Below are 15,550 nucleotides of genomic sequence, written 5' to 3'. Positions count from 1 at the left end.
GGCCGCCGGCCGGGGCGAACCCACGCGCGCGTGATCGAGAGGCAAACATGACCATCAGCATCAATGTTCCTGATATTCACGAACTGAAGCCCCGGATCACCGTGTTCGGCGTCGGTGGCGCCGGTGGCAACGCCGTCAACAACATGATCACGGCGGGCCTTCAGGGCGTCGATTTCGTGGTCGCCAACACCGATGCGCAGGCGCTGACGATGTCGAAGGCGCAGCGCATCGTGCAGATGGGCACGGCGGTCACGCAAGGCCTCGGCGCCGGCTCGCAGCCGAACGTCGGCGCGGCGGCGGCGGAAGAGGTGATTGACGAGCTGCGCGACCATCTCTCGGGCGCCAACATGGTGTTCGTCACCGCGGGCATGGGCGGCGGCACCGGTACCGGTGCAGCTCCCGTGATCGCCAAGACCGCGCGCGACATGGGCATCCTCACCGTCGGCGTCGTGACCAAGCCCTTCCACTTCGAGGGTGGCCGCCGCATGCGCACGGCCGAAGCCGGCATCAACGAGCTTCACAAGGTCGTGGATACGCTGCTGATCATCCCGAACCAGAACCTGTTCCGGGTCGCCAACGAGAAGACCACCTTCGCCGACGCCTTCGCGATGGCCGACCAGGTGCTGTACTCGGGCGTGGCCTGCATCACCGATCTGATGGTCAAGGAAGGCCTGATCAACCTCGACTTCGCCGACGTCCGCGCCGTCATGCGCGAGATGGGCAAGGCGATGATGGGCACCGGCGAAGCCTCCGGCGACAAGCGCGCGCTGACCGCCGCGGAAGCCGCGATCGCCAACCCGCTGATCGACGACAGCTCGATGAAGGGCGCCAAGGGCCTCCTCATCTCCATCACCGGCGGCAAGGACCTCACGCTGTTCGAGGTCGACGAAGCCGCGACCCGTATCCGCGAGGAAGTCGACCAGGACGCCAACATCATCGTCGGCGCGACCTTCGACGAAGCGCTCGACGGCCTGATCCGCGTCTCGGTCGTTGCCACCGGCATCGAGCAGGCCGCGATCGCCCGCAACAGCCAGGCGACCTCCGCTCCGGTTGCGAACGCGGCGCCGCAGGCGCAGCAGGCTCCCGCAGCCCCCGCCGTCGCCGCCGAGAGCCGTCTGGCCGACCTGACCGCGCGGCTCCGCGCCGACAATCAGCGTATGGCTGAGCGCGCCCAGAAGCTGGAAGGCCAGATTCCGGCCGCAGCCCCGGTCGCTGCCGCGCCGATGGCGCCCCGTCCGAATGTCGAGCGTGCCGCGCTCGCCGCCATCGCCGCCGCTGTTGCGGAGGTCCCGCAGGCGCCCGCGCCGATGCAGACCTATGGTGACGTCACCGTGCGCCCGATCGCGCAGAAGCCGACGCTGTTCCCGGAGCCCGACATGGCCCCGGTCGCGATGCAGGAGCCGATGACGCCGGAGAACTTCATTCCACCGCAGGCCGAGCGCGCGCCGGTTCGTGCGCCGCGGATGCCGCGCCTCGATGAGCTGCCGATGCCGGCCCAGGCCGAGATTCGCCAGGCCCGCGGCGAGGTCGAGGAGGAGACCCCGCAGAAGACCCGCCTGTCGCTGCTGCAGCGCCTCGCCAATGTCGGCCTCGGCCGTCGCGACGAGGAAAGCGAGCCGCCGGTCGCGGCCCGCACCGCCGGTCCCGCGATGCCGCCGCTGCCCGAGCGCCGCCAGCAGAAGACCGTGGCGCAGCAGATCGCATCGAGCGAGCCGGTATCTGAGTATGCCCGCCGCCCCGCGCCGCAGGGTCTGGACATGCACGGCCGTCCGGCGCCTGTTGCGCCGGCGCCACAGGGCGACGACCATCTTGATATCCCGGCCTTCCTGCGGCGGCAGGCGACCTGAGGATTGTTACAATAAGGCAGACGAAAAAAGGTCCCGGCAACAAGCTTGCCGGGACCTTTCCTTTTATCCCGTGCATGTCCGGATTGCGCAGACAAGCAACTGATTTTAAATCATTAATTACGTGTTTGGGTGTTCAGTCAAACTGCCGGAAGCGACCCAAAACCTCGGCGCAATTTGGTTAAGCCTTGGCGCGAATACGGCAGGTTTGGGGTAACAATCGGTAAAAAAGCGTGAGTTGGCGCTGTTTGAGGCAGTGACTATGGTTTGGCGTGACTTGGGGATACGGATTCGCAGGAGCCCGGCACTGGCCGGCCAAGTGAGTCCAGTATAAGTCGCAGTGGGTCGTAGTGGGGCGGGTTCCTGATGAAATTTAGCCGGCAAACAACGCTTCGTGCGCAAGCCTCCGTGGCAGGCGTAGGCGTTCACTCCGGTCTTCCCGTCACTCTCACCCTTGGGCCTGCGCCTGTCGACGCGGGTTTTATTTTTGTCCGCACCGGCCTCGAGGGAAGTGACCGCGAAGTTCAGGCGACCGCCGAGCAGGTGATCGCGACCGACTTCGCCACCGTCCTCGGCGATCGCAACGGTCCGCTGGTGTCCACCGCCGAGCACGTGCTTGCTGCACTGCGGGGTATGGGTGTCGACAACGCCACCATCGAGATCGACGGTCCCGAAGTGCCGATCATGGACGGCAGCGCGGCGGCCTTCATTGCGGCGATCGACCAGGCCGGCATCGTTACCCAGCCGGCGCAGCGCCGCTTCATCCAGGTTTTGAAGCCGATCTCAGTCAAGATCGGCGACTCCTTCGGCGAGATCAGGCCCTACGCCAATGGGTTCTGCGTCGAGGTCGAGATCGATTTCACCAATCCCGTCATCGGCCAGCAGAGCTACGCCTTCGAGCTCAACCCGGAGCGTTTCCGCCGCGAAGTCGGCCGGGCCCGGACCTTCGGTCTGATGAGCGACGTGGCGCGGCTCTGGAGCGCGGGCTATGCCCTCGGCGCCTCCTTCGACAACACCGTCGTGTTCGACGACGAGCGGCTGCTCAACACCGAGGGCCTGCGCTACGCCGATGAATGCGCCCGCCACAAGGTGCTGGACGTGATCGGCGACCTGTCGCTGGCCGGCCTGCCGCTGCTTGGCGCCTACCGCTCGGTGCGTGGCGGCCACAAGCTCAACCACGCTGTGCTGACCGCGCTGCTCGCCGACCGTACCGCCTGGCGGGTGGTCGAGGGCGAGGCAGCCCGCCGCACCACGCGCCCCGTGGGTGAGGTCGGTCGCGGTATCGTCGGCGGCCGGATCGCTGCGGCCTATGGGCCGGACGTGTCCTGAACAGAGCTGTTGCCGCCTGCCTCAGGCAGCGGCTTACCCCGGGAAACTCCTGGTAACCACGATCGGCTAGGATTGCGGCACGTTCGCCTTAATCCGGGCGAAATGCCTGCCTATCCGGTTGGTTAAAGATCGCTTTTCGGATACATCGGCGTGGTCGCATGGCAGGCACCACGGTTACATTTCGCGCCCATGACGGGGTTCATGGGCTGGCGGCACCGCATCACAGGGCGTCAGGGCTTAAACTCATGTCGGCACAGCGTACGACGCGCGGATATTTCTCGGTCTCGTCGCGAGCCCGCGGGCTGCTTCAGGCCGTCACCTTCATGATGCTCGCGGTGCCGCTGGCCGGTTGCGGCACCGGCTCGCTCTGGGACAAGTTCACCGCCAAGGACGACACCTTCGTCGAGGAGCCCGCCGACAAGATCTACAATGAGGGCCTGTACCTCATGAACGAGAAGAAGGACATGAAGGCGGCGAACAAGAAGTTCGAAGAGGTCGACCGCCAGCATCCTTATTCCGACTGGGCCCGTAAATCGCTGCTGATGTCGGCCTATGCGTCCTACCAGGGCGGCGACTTCGACGGCTGCATCGGCGCTGCCACCCGCTACGTCACGCTGCATCCCGGCAGCCCGGATGCGGCCTATGCACAATATTTGATCGCCGCCTCCCATTACGACCAGATCCCGGACACCAGCCGCGATCAGGCCCGCACCGAGAAGGCGATCGCCGCCCTTGAAGAGGTGGTGCGCAAATATCCGAACTCGGAATACGCGACATCCGCCAAGGCCAAGATCGAGGGTGCGCGCGACCAGCTTGCCGGCAAGGAAATGAATGTCGGCCGATATTACGCGCAGAAGCGCGACTACACCGCTGCGATCAACCGCTACAAGACCGTCGTCACGCAGTACCAGACCACCCGCCATGTCGAGGAAGCGCTGTTCCGGCTGACCGAGGCCTATATGGCGATCGGCATTGTCGGCGAGGCGCAGACCGCGGCGGCCGTGCTTGGGCACAATTTTCCTGACAGCCGCTGGTACAAGGACGCCTATAATCTTGTAAAATCCGGCGGTCTCGAACCGAGCGAGAATCAGGGGTCCTGGATCAGCCGGACTTTCAAGAAGATGGGTCTCGGCTAGGAAATTTGGTTCCATGCTGGCGCGTCTGTCGATCCGTGACATCGTCCTGATCGAACGGCTCGATATCGAATTCGCCACCGGCCTTGCGGTTTTGACCGGCGAGACTGGTGCGGGCAAATCCATCCTGCTCGATGCCTTTGCGCTGGCACTCGGCGGCCGCGGCGACGCGGGCCTCGTGCGCCACGGCGTGGAGCAGGGGCAGGTGACCGCCGTGTTCGATGTCCCCAAGAATCACCCCGCGACGAAAATCCTCGCCGAGAACGGCCTCGAGGACACCGGCGAGATGATTCTCCGCCGCGTGCAGCTCGCCGACGGCCGCACCCGGGCCTTCATCAACGACCAGTCGATCAGCGTGCAGACGCTGAAGGCGGTCGGCGCCGCCCTGGTGGAGATCCACGGCCAGCATGACGAGCGTGCGCTGGTCGATGCCGCGACCCACCGCCGCCTGCTCGACGCGTTCGCCGGCCTGGAGAAGGACGTCGCCGCGGTCGAAACGCTCTGGGACGCACGCCGCACCGCCAACACCGCGCTGGAGGAGCATCGCTCCGCCATGGAGCGCGCCGCGCGGGAGGCCGACTATCTGCGCCACGCCTCCGCCGAGCTGAAGCAGCTCGCGCCCAAGGACGGCGAGGAAACCTCGCTCGCCAACCGCCGCACCACCATGATGCAGGGTGAGAAGATCGCCTCCGATTTGCGCGAGGCGCAGGAGGCTGTCGGCGGCCACCATTCGCCGGTCTCGACGCTGTCGGCGGCGGTACGCCGGCTGGAACGCCGCGGCGTCAATTCGCCCGCACTGGTCGAGCCGGCCGTGAAGGCGATCGACATGGCGATCAACGCGCTGGAGGAAGCCGACCAGCATCTGCAGGCGGCACTCGCCGCGACCGATTTCGATCCGGCCGAGCTCGAACGCATCGAGGAGCGCCTGTTCGCGCTGAGGGCCGCCTCGCGCAAATACTCGACGCCGGTCGACGGGCTCGCCGCGCTGGCCGCCAAATACGCCGCCGACGTCGTGCTGATCGATGCCGGCGCCTCGCGGCTGAAAAAGCTGGAGCAGGCCGCGATCGAGGCAGATAGCCGCTATGCCGCCGCCGCCAAGAAGCTGTCGCTGGTGCGGCAGAAATCGGCTGAGAAGCTCAACAAGGCGGTCAACGCCGAGCTGGCGCCGCTCAAGCTCGAACGCGCCAGGTTCATGACGCAGGTCGCGACCGATGAGGCAGCTCCAGGCCCGCAAGGCTTCGACCGCGTCGAGTTCTGGGTGCAGACCAATCCGGGCACCAAGGCAGGACCGATGATGAAGGTCGCCTCCGGCGGCGAGCTGTCGCGCTTCCTGCTCGCGCTCAAGGTCGTGCTGTCCGACCGCGGTTCGGCGCCGACGCTGGTGTTCGACGAGATCGACACCGGCGTGGGCGGTGCGGTCGCCGACGCTATCGGCGGGCGCCTGGCGCGGCTTGCCGGCAAGGTGCAGGTGATGGCCGTGACCCACGCCCCACAGGTCGCCGCCCGCGCCGACCAGCACCTGCTGATCTCCAAGGATGCCCTCGACAAGGGCAAGCGCGTCGCCACCCGCGTCAATGCGCTGGCCGCCGACCACCGCCGCGAGGAGATCGCGCGCATGCTGGCGGGGGCAGAGATTACGGCCGAGGCGAGGGCGGCGGCGGAGAGGCTGCTGAAGGCGGCGACGGCTTGATTGTGTGTCCCGGACGCGGCGCAGCGCGTAGCGCTGCTCCGCAGAGCCGGGACCCAGATTTCTGCCACGTGGGCCCCGGCTCTGCAGCGCACCGCACCGGATGATGCTCCGCATCGCCGGGAGCGCTGCGCTGCGTTCGGGGCACGAGATTTCCACACGCCTTTACCGTGCTACCCGCTCCGTCGTATCCAAGCACCATGGTCAGAGCAGCAAAATCCAAAACAACACCGCTTCGCGACGTCGCCGACCTCACCAAGGCCCAGGCCAAGGTCGAGCACATGCGGCTGGCGCTGGAGATCGAGGGGCACAACGAGCGCTACTATCAGGAGGACGCGCCCACCGTCACCGACGCCGAGTACGACGCGCTGCGCCAACGCTTCAATGCGATCGAGAAGCGCTTTCCTGAATTCGTCACCGCGGACTCGCCCTCGCAGAAGGTCGGCGCGGCGCCGTCAGGCCGCTTCAAGAAGGTCCGGCATTCCGTTCCGATGCTGTCGCTCGACAACGCCTTTGCGGAGGAGGACGTGCGCGACTTCGTCGGCCGCATCGTGCGCTTCCTGAAGCTCGACGACGACAAGGTCAATTTCTCCGCCGAGCCGAAGATCGACGGCCTCTCGATGTCGCTGCGCTACGAGGGCGGCGAGCTCGTCACCGCGGCGACGCGCGGGGACGGTGCGGTCGGCGAGGATGTCACTGCCAACATCCGCACGCTCGAAGACGTACCGCAAAAGCTGAAGGGCCGGAACATCCCCGATATCTGCGAGGTCCGCGGCGAGGTCTACATGACCAAGAGGGCGTTCCTCGCGCTCAACGAGCGGCAGAAGGCGGCCGGCGACACCATCTTCGCCAATCCGCGCAATTCGGCTGCCGGCTCGCTCCGGCAGAAGGACCCGACCATCACCGCCTCGCGTCCCCTCGGCTTCTTCGCCTATGCGTGGGGGCAGATGAGCGCGATGCCGGAAGCGACGCAGAGCGGCATGATCGGCTGGTTCGAGCGCTGCGGCTTCAAGACCAATCCGCTGACCAAGCTGTGTCATTCCGTCGAGGAGCTGATCGCGTTCCACCAGAGCATCGAGGAAGAGCGCGCCGAGCTCGACTACGACATCGACGGCGTTGTCTACAAGGTCGACCGCATCGACTGGCAGGAGCGGCTCGGCTTCGTCTCGCGCACGCCGCGCTGGGGCATCGCGCACAAATTCCCGGCCGAGCGGGCCATGACCGTGCTGCGCGACATCGAGATTCAGGTCGGCCGCACGGGCTCGTTCACGCCGGTCGGCAAGCTCGAGCCGGTCGGCGTCGGCGGCGTGATCGTGCAAAACGTCACGCTGCACAACGAGGACTATATCAAGGGCATCGGCAACAAGGGCGAGGTGCTGCGCGAGGGGCGCGATATCAGGATTGGCGACACCGTCGTGGTCCAGCGCGCCGGCGACGTGATTCCGCAGATCGTGGATGTCGTCCTCGACAAGCGGCCGAAGAGCGCCAGGGAATTCTCTTTCCCGAAGAAGTGCCCGTGCCCGCTGCACACCGACGTCGTCCGCGGCGCAACCGCCGCCGGCGAAGAGGAATCCCGCGCCCGCTGCAGCGGCGAGTTCGCCTGCCCCTATCAGAAGGTCGAACACCTCAAGCTGTTCGTCTCGCGCCGTGCTTTCGACATCGACGGTTTAGGGGAGAAGCAGCTGCAGTATTTCTTCGACGAGGGATGGGTCAAGGAGCCCGCCGACATCTTCACGCTGGAGAAGCGCAACGCGAAGCTGAAACTCGAGGAGATCGAGGGCTACGGTGCCACCTCGGTGCGCAATCTGTTCGGCGCCATCGAGAGCCGGCGCACAATCGCGCTCGAACGCTTCATTTATGCGCTCGGCATGCGTCATGTCGGCGAGACCACGGCGCTGGCGCTGGCACGCGGCTATGGCTCGTGGGACGCCTTCCACGACGCCTGCCTCAAGATCGCTCACGGCGACGAGGAGGCGATGGCCGACATGGACGCGCTCGACCAGATCGGCGACACCGTGATCAAGAGCATTGCCGATTATTTCGGCGAGAGCCACAACCGCGGCATCGTCGAGCGGCTGACCAAGGAAGTCGAGATCGTCGACGCCGAGAAGCCAAAGAGCAACTCGGCCGTCGCCGGCAAGACGGTGGTGTTCACGGGCTCGCTGGAGAAGATGACGCGCGACGAGGCCAAGGCGACTGCAGAGCGCTTAGGGGCAAAGGTGTCGGGCTCGGTGTCGAAGAAGACCGATCTCGTCGTCGCCGGCCCCGGCGCGGGCTCGAAGCTCGCAGAGGCCAACAAGCACGGCGTCAAGGTGCTGACCGAGGACGAGTGGCTGACGCTGATCGGGGAGTGAGGTTTCTTCCTTCTCCCCTTGTGGGAGAAGGTGGCGCGAAGCGCCGGATGAGGGGTCGTATCCACAAACTCGACTGAGAGTGATCTGCGTGGAGAGAGACCCCTCACCGTCTCGCCGCTCCGCGGCGAGCCACCCTCTCCCACAACAAGGGGAGAGGGGAAGGGTAACGCGCATAGCCTCCCTCACATCATCCCACTCTCTTCCTCTTCCGCCTGCTTGATCAGCGTCTCGCTCACCGTCATCTCGCGGCGGGGACGACGAAGATCATCACGCAGGCACAGAGCAGCGAGATCGCGAGGACTGCGGCGGTGAGCGGCAGCGTCGTGGCGGAGTGGCCGCCGAGATAGGCGCCGAATTGCGACATCAGCGCGCCGATGCCCTGCTGGAGGAAGCCCATCGCACCCGACGCGGTGCCGGCGGCCTCGGGGCGGATGCTGATGGCGCCGGCGGCCGAATTCGCCATGACGAAGGCATTGCCGGCCATCACGATCATCTGCGTGCCGAACAGCCAGGCCGGCGCCTCGTTCCAGCCGACCAAACTCCACAGCAGGTTCGCAAGGCTGCCGGCGAGCTGAAGGGCGAGCCCGAACCAGATCAGCTTTTCCAGCGAATGCCGCGGCGCAAAGCGTACGCAGAGCAGATTGCCGACGAGAAATGCAAAGCCCGAGGTCGCGAACCAGGCGCCGTATTCGGCGCTGCTGCGGCCCATCTGCGTCACCACGATGTAGGGGCCGCCGCCCGCGAAGGTGAAGATGATCTGCGAGGCCAGCACCTGGCACATCACATAGCCGACGAAGGCGCGGTTGCGGATCAGGATGCCGACGTCGCCGCGGAAGCCGCTGCCGGCGGCGCGGCTGCGCCGCGTTTCGGGCAGCGCCACCGCGATGCCGGCGGCGACAATGATCGCGGCGATGGTGATGGCGTAGAAGATCGCGCGCCAGCCGAACGCGGTCTCGATCAGGCCGCCGGTGAGCGGCGAAACCATCTGCCCGATCATTAGCGCGGCAACCACGAGGCTGATCATCGAGGCGACGCGGTCGCGCTCGTAGATGTCGCGGATGATGGCACGGCTGATCACCATGCCGGAGGCGCCGCCGAGCGCCTGGAAAAAGCGCGCGGCGATCAATTGCGGCAAGGTCTCGGCGAAGATGCACGCGACGCTTGCCACGACCATCAGCGCCAGCCCTCCGAGCAGCACAGGGCGTCGTCCGAACCGGTCGGACAGCGGTCCCATGATGAGCTGCGACAGCGCGATGCCGACCATGTAGAGCGACACCGTCATCTGCGCGATCGAGATGTCGCTGCCGAAATTCGTCGCCAGCACCGGCAGTGCCGGAACCAGGATATAAAGCGAGATCGGCGCGATCCCGGTCATCACGACCAGCAACAGCAGCACCAGGCGCGACGTCGCGAGGTTGGCCGCCGCTCCCGGCGGCTTGCTGATCATGCCGTGCATTGGTGTCCGTCTTTCGAGTTCGAATCGACTGTAGCGCGCTCGCGCAAGACGGATATCGGCGTTTCGGAATGCGGCTATACGGATTCCGGGATGGTTATGCTGGAGGCGCGATATTCGCTTTAGCCTCCGTGTCGGGAAAACAGCGTTGCGCAAACGGCGTAGCGCCATGCGCGCTGCGGCAGGGTGACCCTACGCCTTCAGCTCTGCCGTCGCCTGATCGAGCCAGGTCTGTGTCGCCTCGTCCAGCGCGGGCCGTACCTCGGCCCGGACGCGCGCGTGGTAGGCGTTGAGCCAGCCGAGCTCGTCGCGGCTCAGCATCGCGACATCGATGAGGCGGCGGTCGATCGGCGCCAGCGTCAGCGTCTCAAACGCGTTCATAGGCTTCTCGGCGCCATTGATGTCGGCGGCCACCACCAGCTCCAGGTTCTCGATGCGGATGCCGAAACCGTCGGTCTTGTAGTAGCCGGGCTCGTTGGAGAGGATCATGCCGCGCTTCAGCGGCGTGGTGCCGAGCTTCGAGATCCGCGCCGGCCCTTCATGCACCGAGAGATAGCTACCGACGCCGTGACCGGTGCCGTGCTCGAAATCGACGCCGGCGGCCCAGAGATATTGCCGCGCCAGCGTGTCGAGCTGCGCGCCCGTGGTGCCGTCCGGAAAGACGGCGCGCGCGATCGCGATATGGCCGCGCAGCACGCGGGTGAAACGGTCGCGCATCTCGTCGGTCGGCTCGCCCACGGCCATGGTGCGGGTGACGTCGGTGGTGCCGTCTTCGTACTGCGCGCCGGAATCGATCAGCAGCAGATCGCCGGGCGCGATCCGCCGGTTGCTCTTGCGGGTGACGCGGTAGTGCACGATGGCGCCGTTCGGGCCGGTGCCGGAGATGGTGGGAAACGACACGTCCCTGAGCGCGCCGGTGTCGCGGCGGAACGTCTCCAGCGCCTCGACTGCGTCGATCTCGGTGAGCTTGCCGCTTGCGGCCTCGCGATCAATGAAAGCGAGGAAGCGTGCCAGCGCCACGGCGTCACGCACATGGGCCGTCTTTGTGCCCTTGATCTCGGTCGCGTTCTTGACTGCCTTGAGCAGCGCAATCGGATCGCTGCCGCGCACCGGCTTGCCGCCGGCGCCCGCGATCAGGCGGCTGAGCGCATCGGCCGCTGTGGCACCGTCGAGCGCGATCGCAGCGCCGCTTTTGGCCAGCGCCATCAGCGTCGGCGCCATCGCATCGGGCTCGCGCACGTCGGCGGACTGCTCGAGATGGTCGCGCGTGAGGTTGGAGAGTTTTCGATGGTCGATGAAGATGGTGGGGCGACCGTCCTTCGGCACCAGCGCATAGGACAGCGGTAGCGGCGTGTGCGCGACGTCGGCGCCGCGGATGTTGAAGGTCCAGGCCACCGCGTGGCTGTCCGATAGCACCAGCGCGTCGACGCCGAGCTTGACGATCTCGGCTCTGATCTGCGTCAGCTTCTCGGCTTCAGTGACGCCGGCATTCTGCAGACTGTGCACGGCGACGGGGGCGATCGGCGGCTGCGGGCGGTCCTGCCAGACCGCGTCGATTGGATTGCTGTCGACGGCGACCAGCTCGGCGCCGGCCTTGGCGCAGGCGACGGACAGGCGCTCGGCTGCCGCAAAAGTGTGCAGCCACGGATCAAATCCGAGGCGGTCACCGGCTTTCAGATGCGCGGACACCCAGCTTTCCGGCGGCGGATCGATCAGCGATTCCACGGCCCAGGCCTTCGCGTCGACCTGCTTGGCGGCCTGAAGCGTATAGCGGCCGTCGACGAACAATGCGGCCTCCTGGGTCAGCACCACCGCGAGTCCCGCCGAGCCCGTGAAGCCGGTCAGCCAGGCCAGCCGCTCTTCGGACGGCGGCACATATTCGTTCTGCTGCTGATCGGCGCGCGGGATCACGAAGCCGGTCAGCTTGCGGCGGGCGAGTTCTTCGCGAAGGGCGGCGAGCCGCGCCGTCAATGCGACGCCGGCCTCCGGCTCCTCGAATGTCTGGAAGTGTGCTTCGAACATGGTGGATCACTTTAGGATCATGGGGACGAGTCCGCAATCTGGACGCATTCGCATCGCATCTGGCATGGACTGTGCTTGAATGGTTCCATTCGAATTGAGTGGAGTAAAGGATGCGGCAGTTGCGCTTCGTCCGGATGACAGGGAAATTCGAGCAGGTGGTTCATCTCAACGGCGAGGGGACACACGATGCCAGCGTTCACGTTTGAGAAGATTACGCCGCCGGTGCGTCGCGCCCCGACTGCGGCGGCACCGAAGAAGCCGCGCGGCGTCATGCGCCAGATGATCGACCGTATCGCCGAGCGTCGCGCGAGGCGTAGCTTGCAGGACGAGCCTCCGATGCGGCGGGACGAGAAGCCCGCGGAGTAGCGCGGCGGAATTTCGTAGGGTGGGTTAGCCGAAGGCGTAACCCACCGCGTCTTTTCCCGCGGTGACAAAAGAGGTGGGTTACGCCGAGCGATTGCGCTTTTGCGCAATCGCAGGGCTAACCCACCCTACGACATCTTCCGCAGCAACAGGCTGCTCCACCCCTCGATCCGCAGATGCTTCAACGGCACGAGGCCGCGCGCGCGGTAGGCGGCGATCACGGCCGGGGCCTGGTGCGTCAACAGGCCGGAGAGGATGACGTGTGCGCCGGGCGCGAGATGTCGCGCCATCGGGCCCGCGAGTTGCCTGAGCGGGTTGGCGAGGATGTTGGCCAGCACCAGGTCGAATGGGCCGGCCTTTTCGAAATCCGGCGCGGCGAAGCCGGTGGCGCGTATTACGCGGACCTGGTTGCCGACCTCGTTCATTACCGCGTTCTCGGCCGCCACCCGCACCGACGGCGGGTCGATGTCGGAGGCGAGCACCGCGCGATGCAGCGCCTTCGCCGCCGCGATGCCGAGGACGCCGGTTCCGGTACCGAGGTCGAGCAGGTTCCTCGGACGGGAACTCTTAAGGACATGGTCAAGCAGCAGTAAACAGCCACGGGTGGTGCCGTGGTGGCCGGTGCCGAAGGCGAGCGCCGCCTCGATCTCGATGGCGAGCTTGTTCGGCGCCACGCGGTCGCGGTCATGGCTGCCGTGTACGACGAAGCGCCCGGCCGGGACCGGGACGAGATCTTCCAGGCTGGCCTTGACCCAGTCCCTGGCCTCGACCGTGTCGAAGAGAAGCGTCGCGGCGATCGCATTTCCTGCTGAAGTTGCAACGAGTTCGCGTAGCCAAGCCTGATCGGGTGCCTCGGCGAAATGGAGCGTGACGTCCCATGGTCCGTCGGGCCGCTCGAAGGCGGCAACCGCCGCATCGCCGTCGAAAAACACCTCGGTGAGCACGTCGACGACGCGCCTGGCGTCGGCCTCGCTGCCGATCGAAAAGCTGGCGCGATGGGTGGGAGAAGGCTGCATTCAGGGTTCCGTTGAGTTCAATTTTTGGAGCTTTCGTCGCCATTTTTCCGCATAAGTTGCGGTTCCCGGTTAACCGGGCTGTAGGTTGCGCCCCGTATCTTTGCGGATGTCGAAACCAACCAACACAGCTTGGAATTGAAACGGAGGCGAGTTTTGAAGCGCATGGTTCAAAAGTTCTGGTCGGACGAGTCCGGCGCAACCGCGATCGAGTACGGCCTGATTGCCGCAGGTATCGCTCTGGCGATCATCACCGTGGTGAACAGCCTGGGCGTCACCCTGAACGACAAGTTCACTTCGATTAGCAGCTCCTTGAAGTAATTTCCGCCTTCATTTCCCAGCGGGGGCTATTTTTCTTTGAGGTTTTTCCTGATCACCGCCCGCGAGGGGATACCCTGGCGGGCGAGGTCGTTTTCGGGCGAGCGTTCTCAGTGATCTTCACAAATTGTCCACCGCTTGCCGGGACGCCGTCCACCCGCTTGTCCCGCGATTGTCCACCGGCTTTCCCCAAGTTCAGTCCCGGCGTTCTGGCCCATGTATCCTCGGTCTGACCACAGATCATTCAACGGCCAGTCCACAGCTCATCCACAGACCTATCCACGGCTTCCGAACAGCGACCGGTGATCTCTCAAGATCGTCTGCGCGGCGTTATGGCCGGGAGCGCCGGTGACGCCGCCGCCGGGATGGGCGCCGGAGCCGCAATGGTAGAGGCCCTTCAACGGCCCGCGATAATCGGCATGGCCCAGCATCGGCCGCGCCGAGAACAGCTGGTTCAGCGTCAGCGCGCCATGGAAGATATCGCCGCCGAGGAGGCCGAACTGCCGTTCGAGATCGAGCGGGGACAGGATCTGGCGGCCCAGCACACTCGCCGCAAAACCCGGCGCGTATTTGTCCACCGTCGCGATCATGAGATCGGCGACCTCGTCGCGATGGTCGTCCCACGACTTCCCATCGGGAAGCTCCGGCGCGACGTGCTGGCAGAACAGGCTGGCGACGTGCTTTCCAGTTGGGGCCAGCGTGTCGTCGAGCGTCGAGGGGATCAGCATCTCGACGACCGGCTCCCGGCTCCAGCCCTGCGCCCGCGCATCGAGATAAGCGCGGTCCATGTAGCCGAGGCTCGGCGCCAGGATGATGCCGGAGCTGAGATGATCGCCCTCGCCCGGCAGCGCCGTGAAGGAGGGCAGGCGGTCCAGCGCAACGTTCATGCGGAAGGTGCCGGAGCCGTTCTTCCAGTGCCGGATGCGGGCGAGGAAGTCCGCAGGGAGCGCGTCGGCCGCGACCAGCCGCGTGTAAAGCAGCTTTGGATTGACATTGGCCGCGACATATTTGGCGCGGATGGTTGAACCGTTCTCCAGCACGATTCCGACGGCGCGGTCGCGCTCGACGATGATCTCACGGACGCCGGCATCGGTGTCGATCATGACGCCCCGATCACGCGCTGTGCGCGCCATCGCCTGCGTGATCGCGCCCATGCCGCCGATGGCGTGGCCCCAGACCCCCTTCTTGCCGTTCACCTCGCCGAAGGCGTGATGCAGCATCACATAGGCCGAGCCGGCGGCGTAGGGGCCGGCATAGTTGCCGACGATGGCGTCGAAGCCGAACAGGGCCTTGACCAGATCATGCTCGAAGCGCTCGTCCAGCATCTCGCCGGCCGAGCGGGTGAAGAGATCGAGCAGGCTGCGGCTCTGTTCCAGCGTGAGACCACGCAGGATGTTGGCGGTCTTCCAGGCGTTGACGCCTTCGCGAACGGCCGCTGTGCCGAAGCCGTCGACGAGGTTCGGCGGCGCGCGGAGCACGAACTGCCGCAGCACGTCGGCGATGTCTTCCAGCTCGCGCGAAAATCCGTCGAGCGCGTCTGCGTCATGCGCGCTCAGCCGCGCGACTGATGCCTTTGTCCGCCCTTCGCCGGTGAGGAGATAGCTGGCATCCGGCGCGGGCAGAAAGTTCTGGGCGCGCCGTTCGACGATCCGCAGGCCCTGTTCAGTGAGCTTGAGGTCGCGGATCACTTGCGGATTGAGCAGGCTCACAGTGTAGGCCGCGACCGAATTGCGGAATCCGGGGTGAAACTCCTCCGTGACTGCGGCGCCGCCGACCACCTTGCGGCGCTCGACCACGCGCACACGCAGGCCCGCCATCGCGAGATAGGCGGCGCAAGTGAGGCCGTTATGGCCAGCGCCAATGATGACGACGTCGGTTTCGGTCATGATTTCCCTGGCGTCATTCCGGGGCGATGCGCAGCATCGAACTATGGTGCGGGCTCCGCACCGGAGAATCTCGAGGTTCCGGGTTCGCGCTTCGCGCGCCCCGGAATGACATCTCTATATCAGGCATTCCTCGCTGCAACATCACGAG

General features: G+C 65.8%; 10 protein-coding genes and 1 pseudogene. 7 read left to right on the top strand and 4 right to left on the bottom strand.

The annotated features are described in order from the left end of the window. Nucleotides 1–47 precede the first annotated feature (47 nt). From ftsZ to ligA, 5 genes are all read left to right on the top strand, one after another. A complete protein-coding gene (ftsZ, locus tag GGD67_RS23600) occupies nt 48–1,847 on the top strand; it encodes a cell division protein FtsZ (protein ID WP_179736180.1) in 1,800 nt (599 codons plus the stop codon). 363 nt (nt 1,848–2,210) lie between these two features. Continuing rightward, nucleotides 2,211–3,173 carry a UDP-3-O-acyl-N-acetylglucosamine deacetylase gene (lpxC, locus tag GGD67_RS23595; RefSeq protein WP_018318684.1) on the top strand — a complete coding sequence of 321 codons (963 nt, stop codon included), beginning with the start codon at nt 2,211–2,213 and terminating at the stop codon, nt 3,171–3,173. A gap of 245 nt (nt 3,174–3,418) precedes the next feature. Further along, nucleotides 3,419–4,309 (top strand): outer membrane protein assembly factor BamD, encoded by an 891-nt coding sequence (locus GGD67_RS23590; protein WP_026202056.1) that lies wholly within the window; start codon nt 3,419–3,421, stop codon nt 4,307–4,309. A gap of 13 nt (nt 4,310–4,322) precedes the next feature. Then, nucleotides 4,323–5,996, top strand: coding sequence for a DNA repair protein RecN (gene recN, locus GGD67_RS23585; RefSeq protein ID WP_018318686.1), 1,674 nt, complete (start codon nt 4,323–4,325; stop codon nt 5,994–5,996). 197 nt (nt 5,997–6,193) lie between these two features. After that, nucleotides 6,194–8,347 carry an NAD-dependent DNA ligase LigA gene (gene ligA / locus GGD67_RS23580; RefSeq protein WP_179736178.1) on the top strand — a complete coding sequence of 718 codons (2,154 nt, stop codon included), beginning with the start codon at nt 6,194–6,196 and terminating at the stop codon, nt 8,345–8,347. A 182-nt stretch (nt 8,348–8,529) separates the two neighbouring features. On the opposite strand, the pseudogene GGD67_RS23575 reads toward ligA, so the two are convergent. Continuing rightward, nucleotides 8,530–9,803: pseudogene (locus GGD67_RS23575) on the bottom strand (multidrug effflux MFS transporter). Nucleotides 9,804–9,992: 189 nt separating this feature from the next. Beyond that, nucleotides 9,993–11,822, bottom strand: coding sequence for an aminopeptidase P family protein (locus GGD67_RS23570; RefSeq protein ID WP_179736176.1), 1,830 nt, complete (start codon nt 11,820–11,822; stop codon nt 9,993–9,995). 186 nt (nt 11,823–12,008) lie between these two features. On the opposite strand from GGD67_RS23570, the gene GGD67_RS23565 reads away from it, so the two are divergent. Then, nucleotides 12,009–12,188 carry a hypothetical protein gene (locus GGD67_RS23565; protein ID WP_018322541.1) on the top strand — a complete coding sequence of 60 codons (180 nt, stop codon included), beginning with the start codon at nt 12,009–12,011 and terminating at the stop codon, nt 12,186–12,188. Between the two features lie 125 nt (nt 12,189–12,313). On the opposite strand, the gene GGD67_RS23560 is transcribed toward GGD67_RS23565, so the two are convergent. Beyond that, nucleotides 12,314–13,201, bottom strand: a complete 888-nt coding sequence (locus GGD67_RS23560; RefSeq protein ID WP_179736174.1) for a 50S ribosomal protein L11 methyltransferase — start codon at nt 13,199–13,201, stop codon at nt 12,314–12,316. 162 nt (nt 13,202–13,363) lie between these two features. On the opposite strand from GGD67_RS23560, the gene GGD67_RS23555 reads away from it, so the two are divergent. Next, nucleotides 13,364–13,519 carry a Flp family type IVb pilin gene (locus GGD67_RS23555; RefSeq protein WP_018322539.1) on the top strand — a complete coding sequence of 52 codons (156 nt, stop codon included), beginning with the start codon at nt 13,364–13,366 and terminating at the stop codon, nt 13,517–13,519. A 272-nt stretch (nt 13,520–13,791) separates the two neighbouring features. Here GGD67_RS23555 and GGD67_RS23550 read toward each other — a convergent pair whose 3' ends face one another. Further along, the gene (locus GGD67_RS23550) at nt 13,792–15,402 is read right to left on the bottom strand and encodes an NAD(P)/FAD-dependent oxidoreductase (RefSeq protein ID WP_179736172.1); all 1,611 of its coding nucleotides are present in this window, start codon (nt 15,400–15,402) and stop codon (nt 13,792–13,794) included. Between the last annotated feature and the right edge of the window lie 148 nt (nt 15,403–15,550).

It is taken from the genome of Bradyrhizobium sp. IAR9, from assembly GCF_013408065.1.
Lineage (GTDB): Bacteria > Pseudomonadota > Alphaproteobacteria > Rhizobiales > Xanthobacteraceae > Bradyrhizobium.
This window is presented reverse-complemented; position numbering and strand designations above follow the sequence as displayed.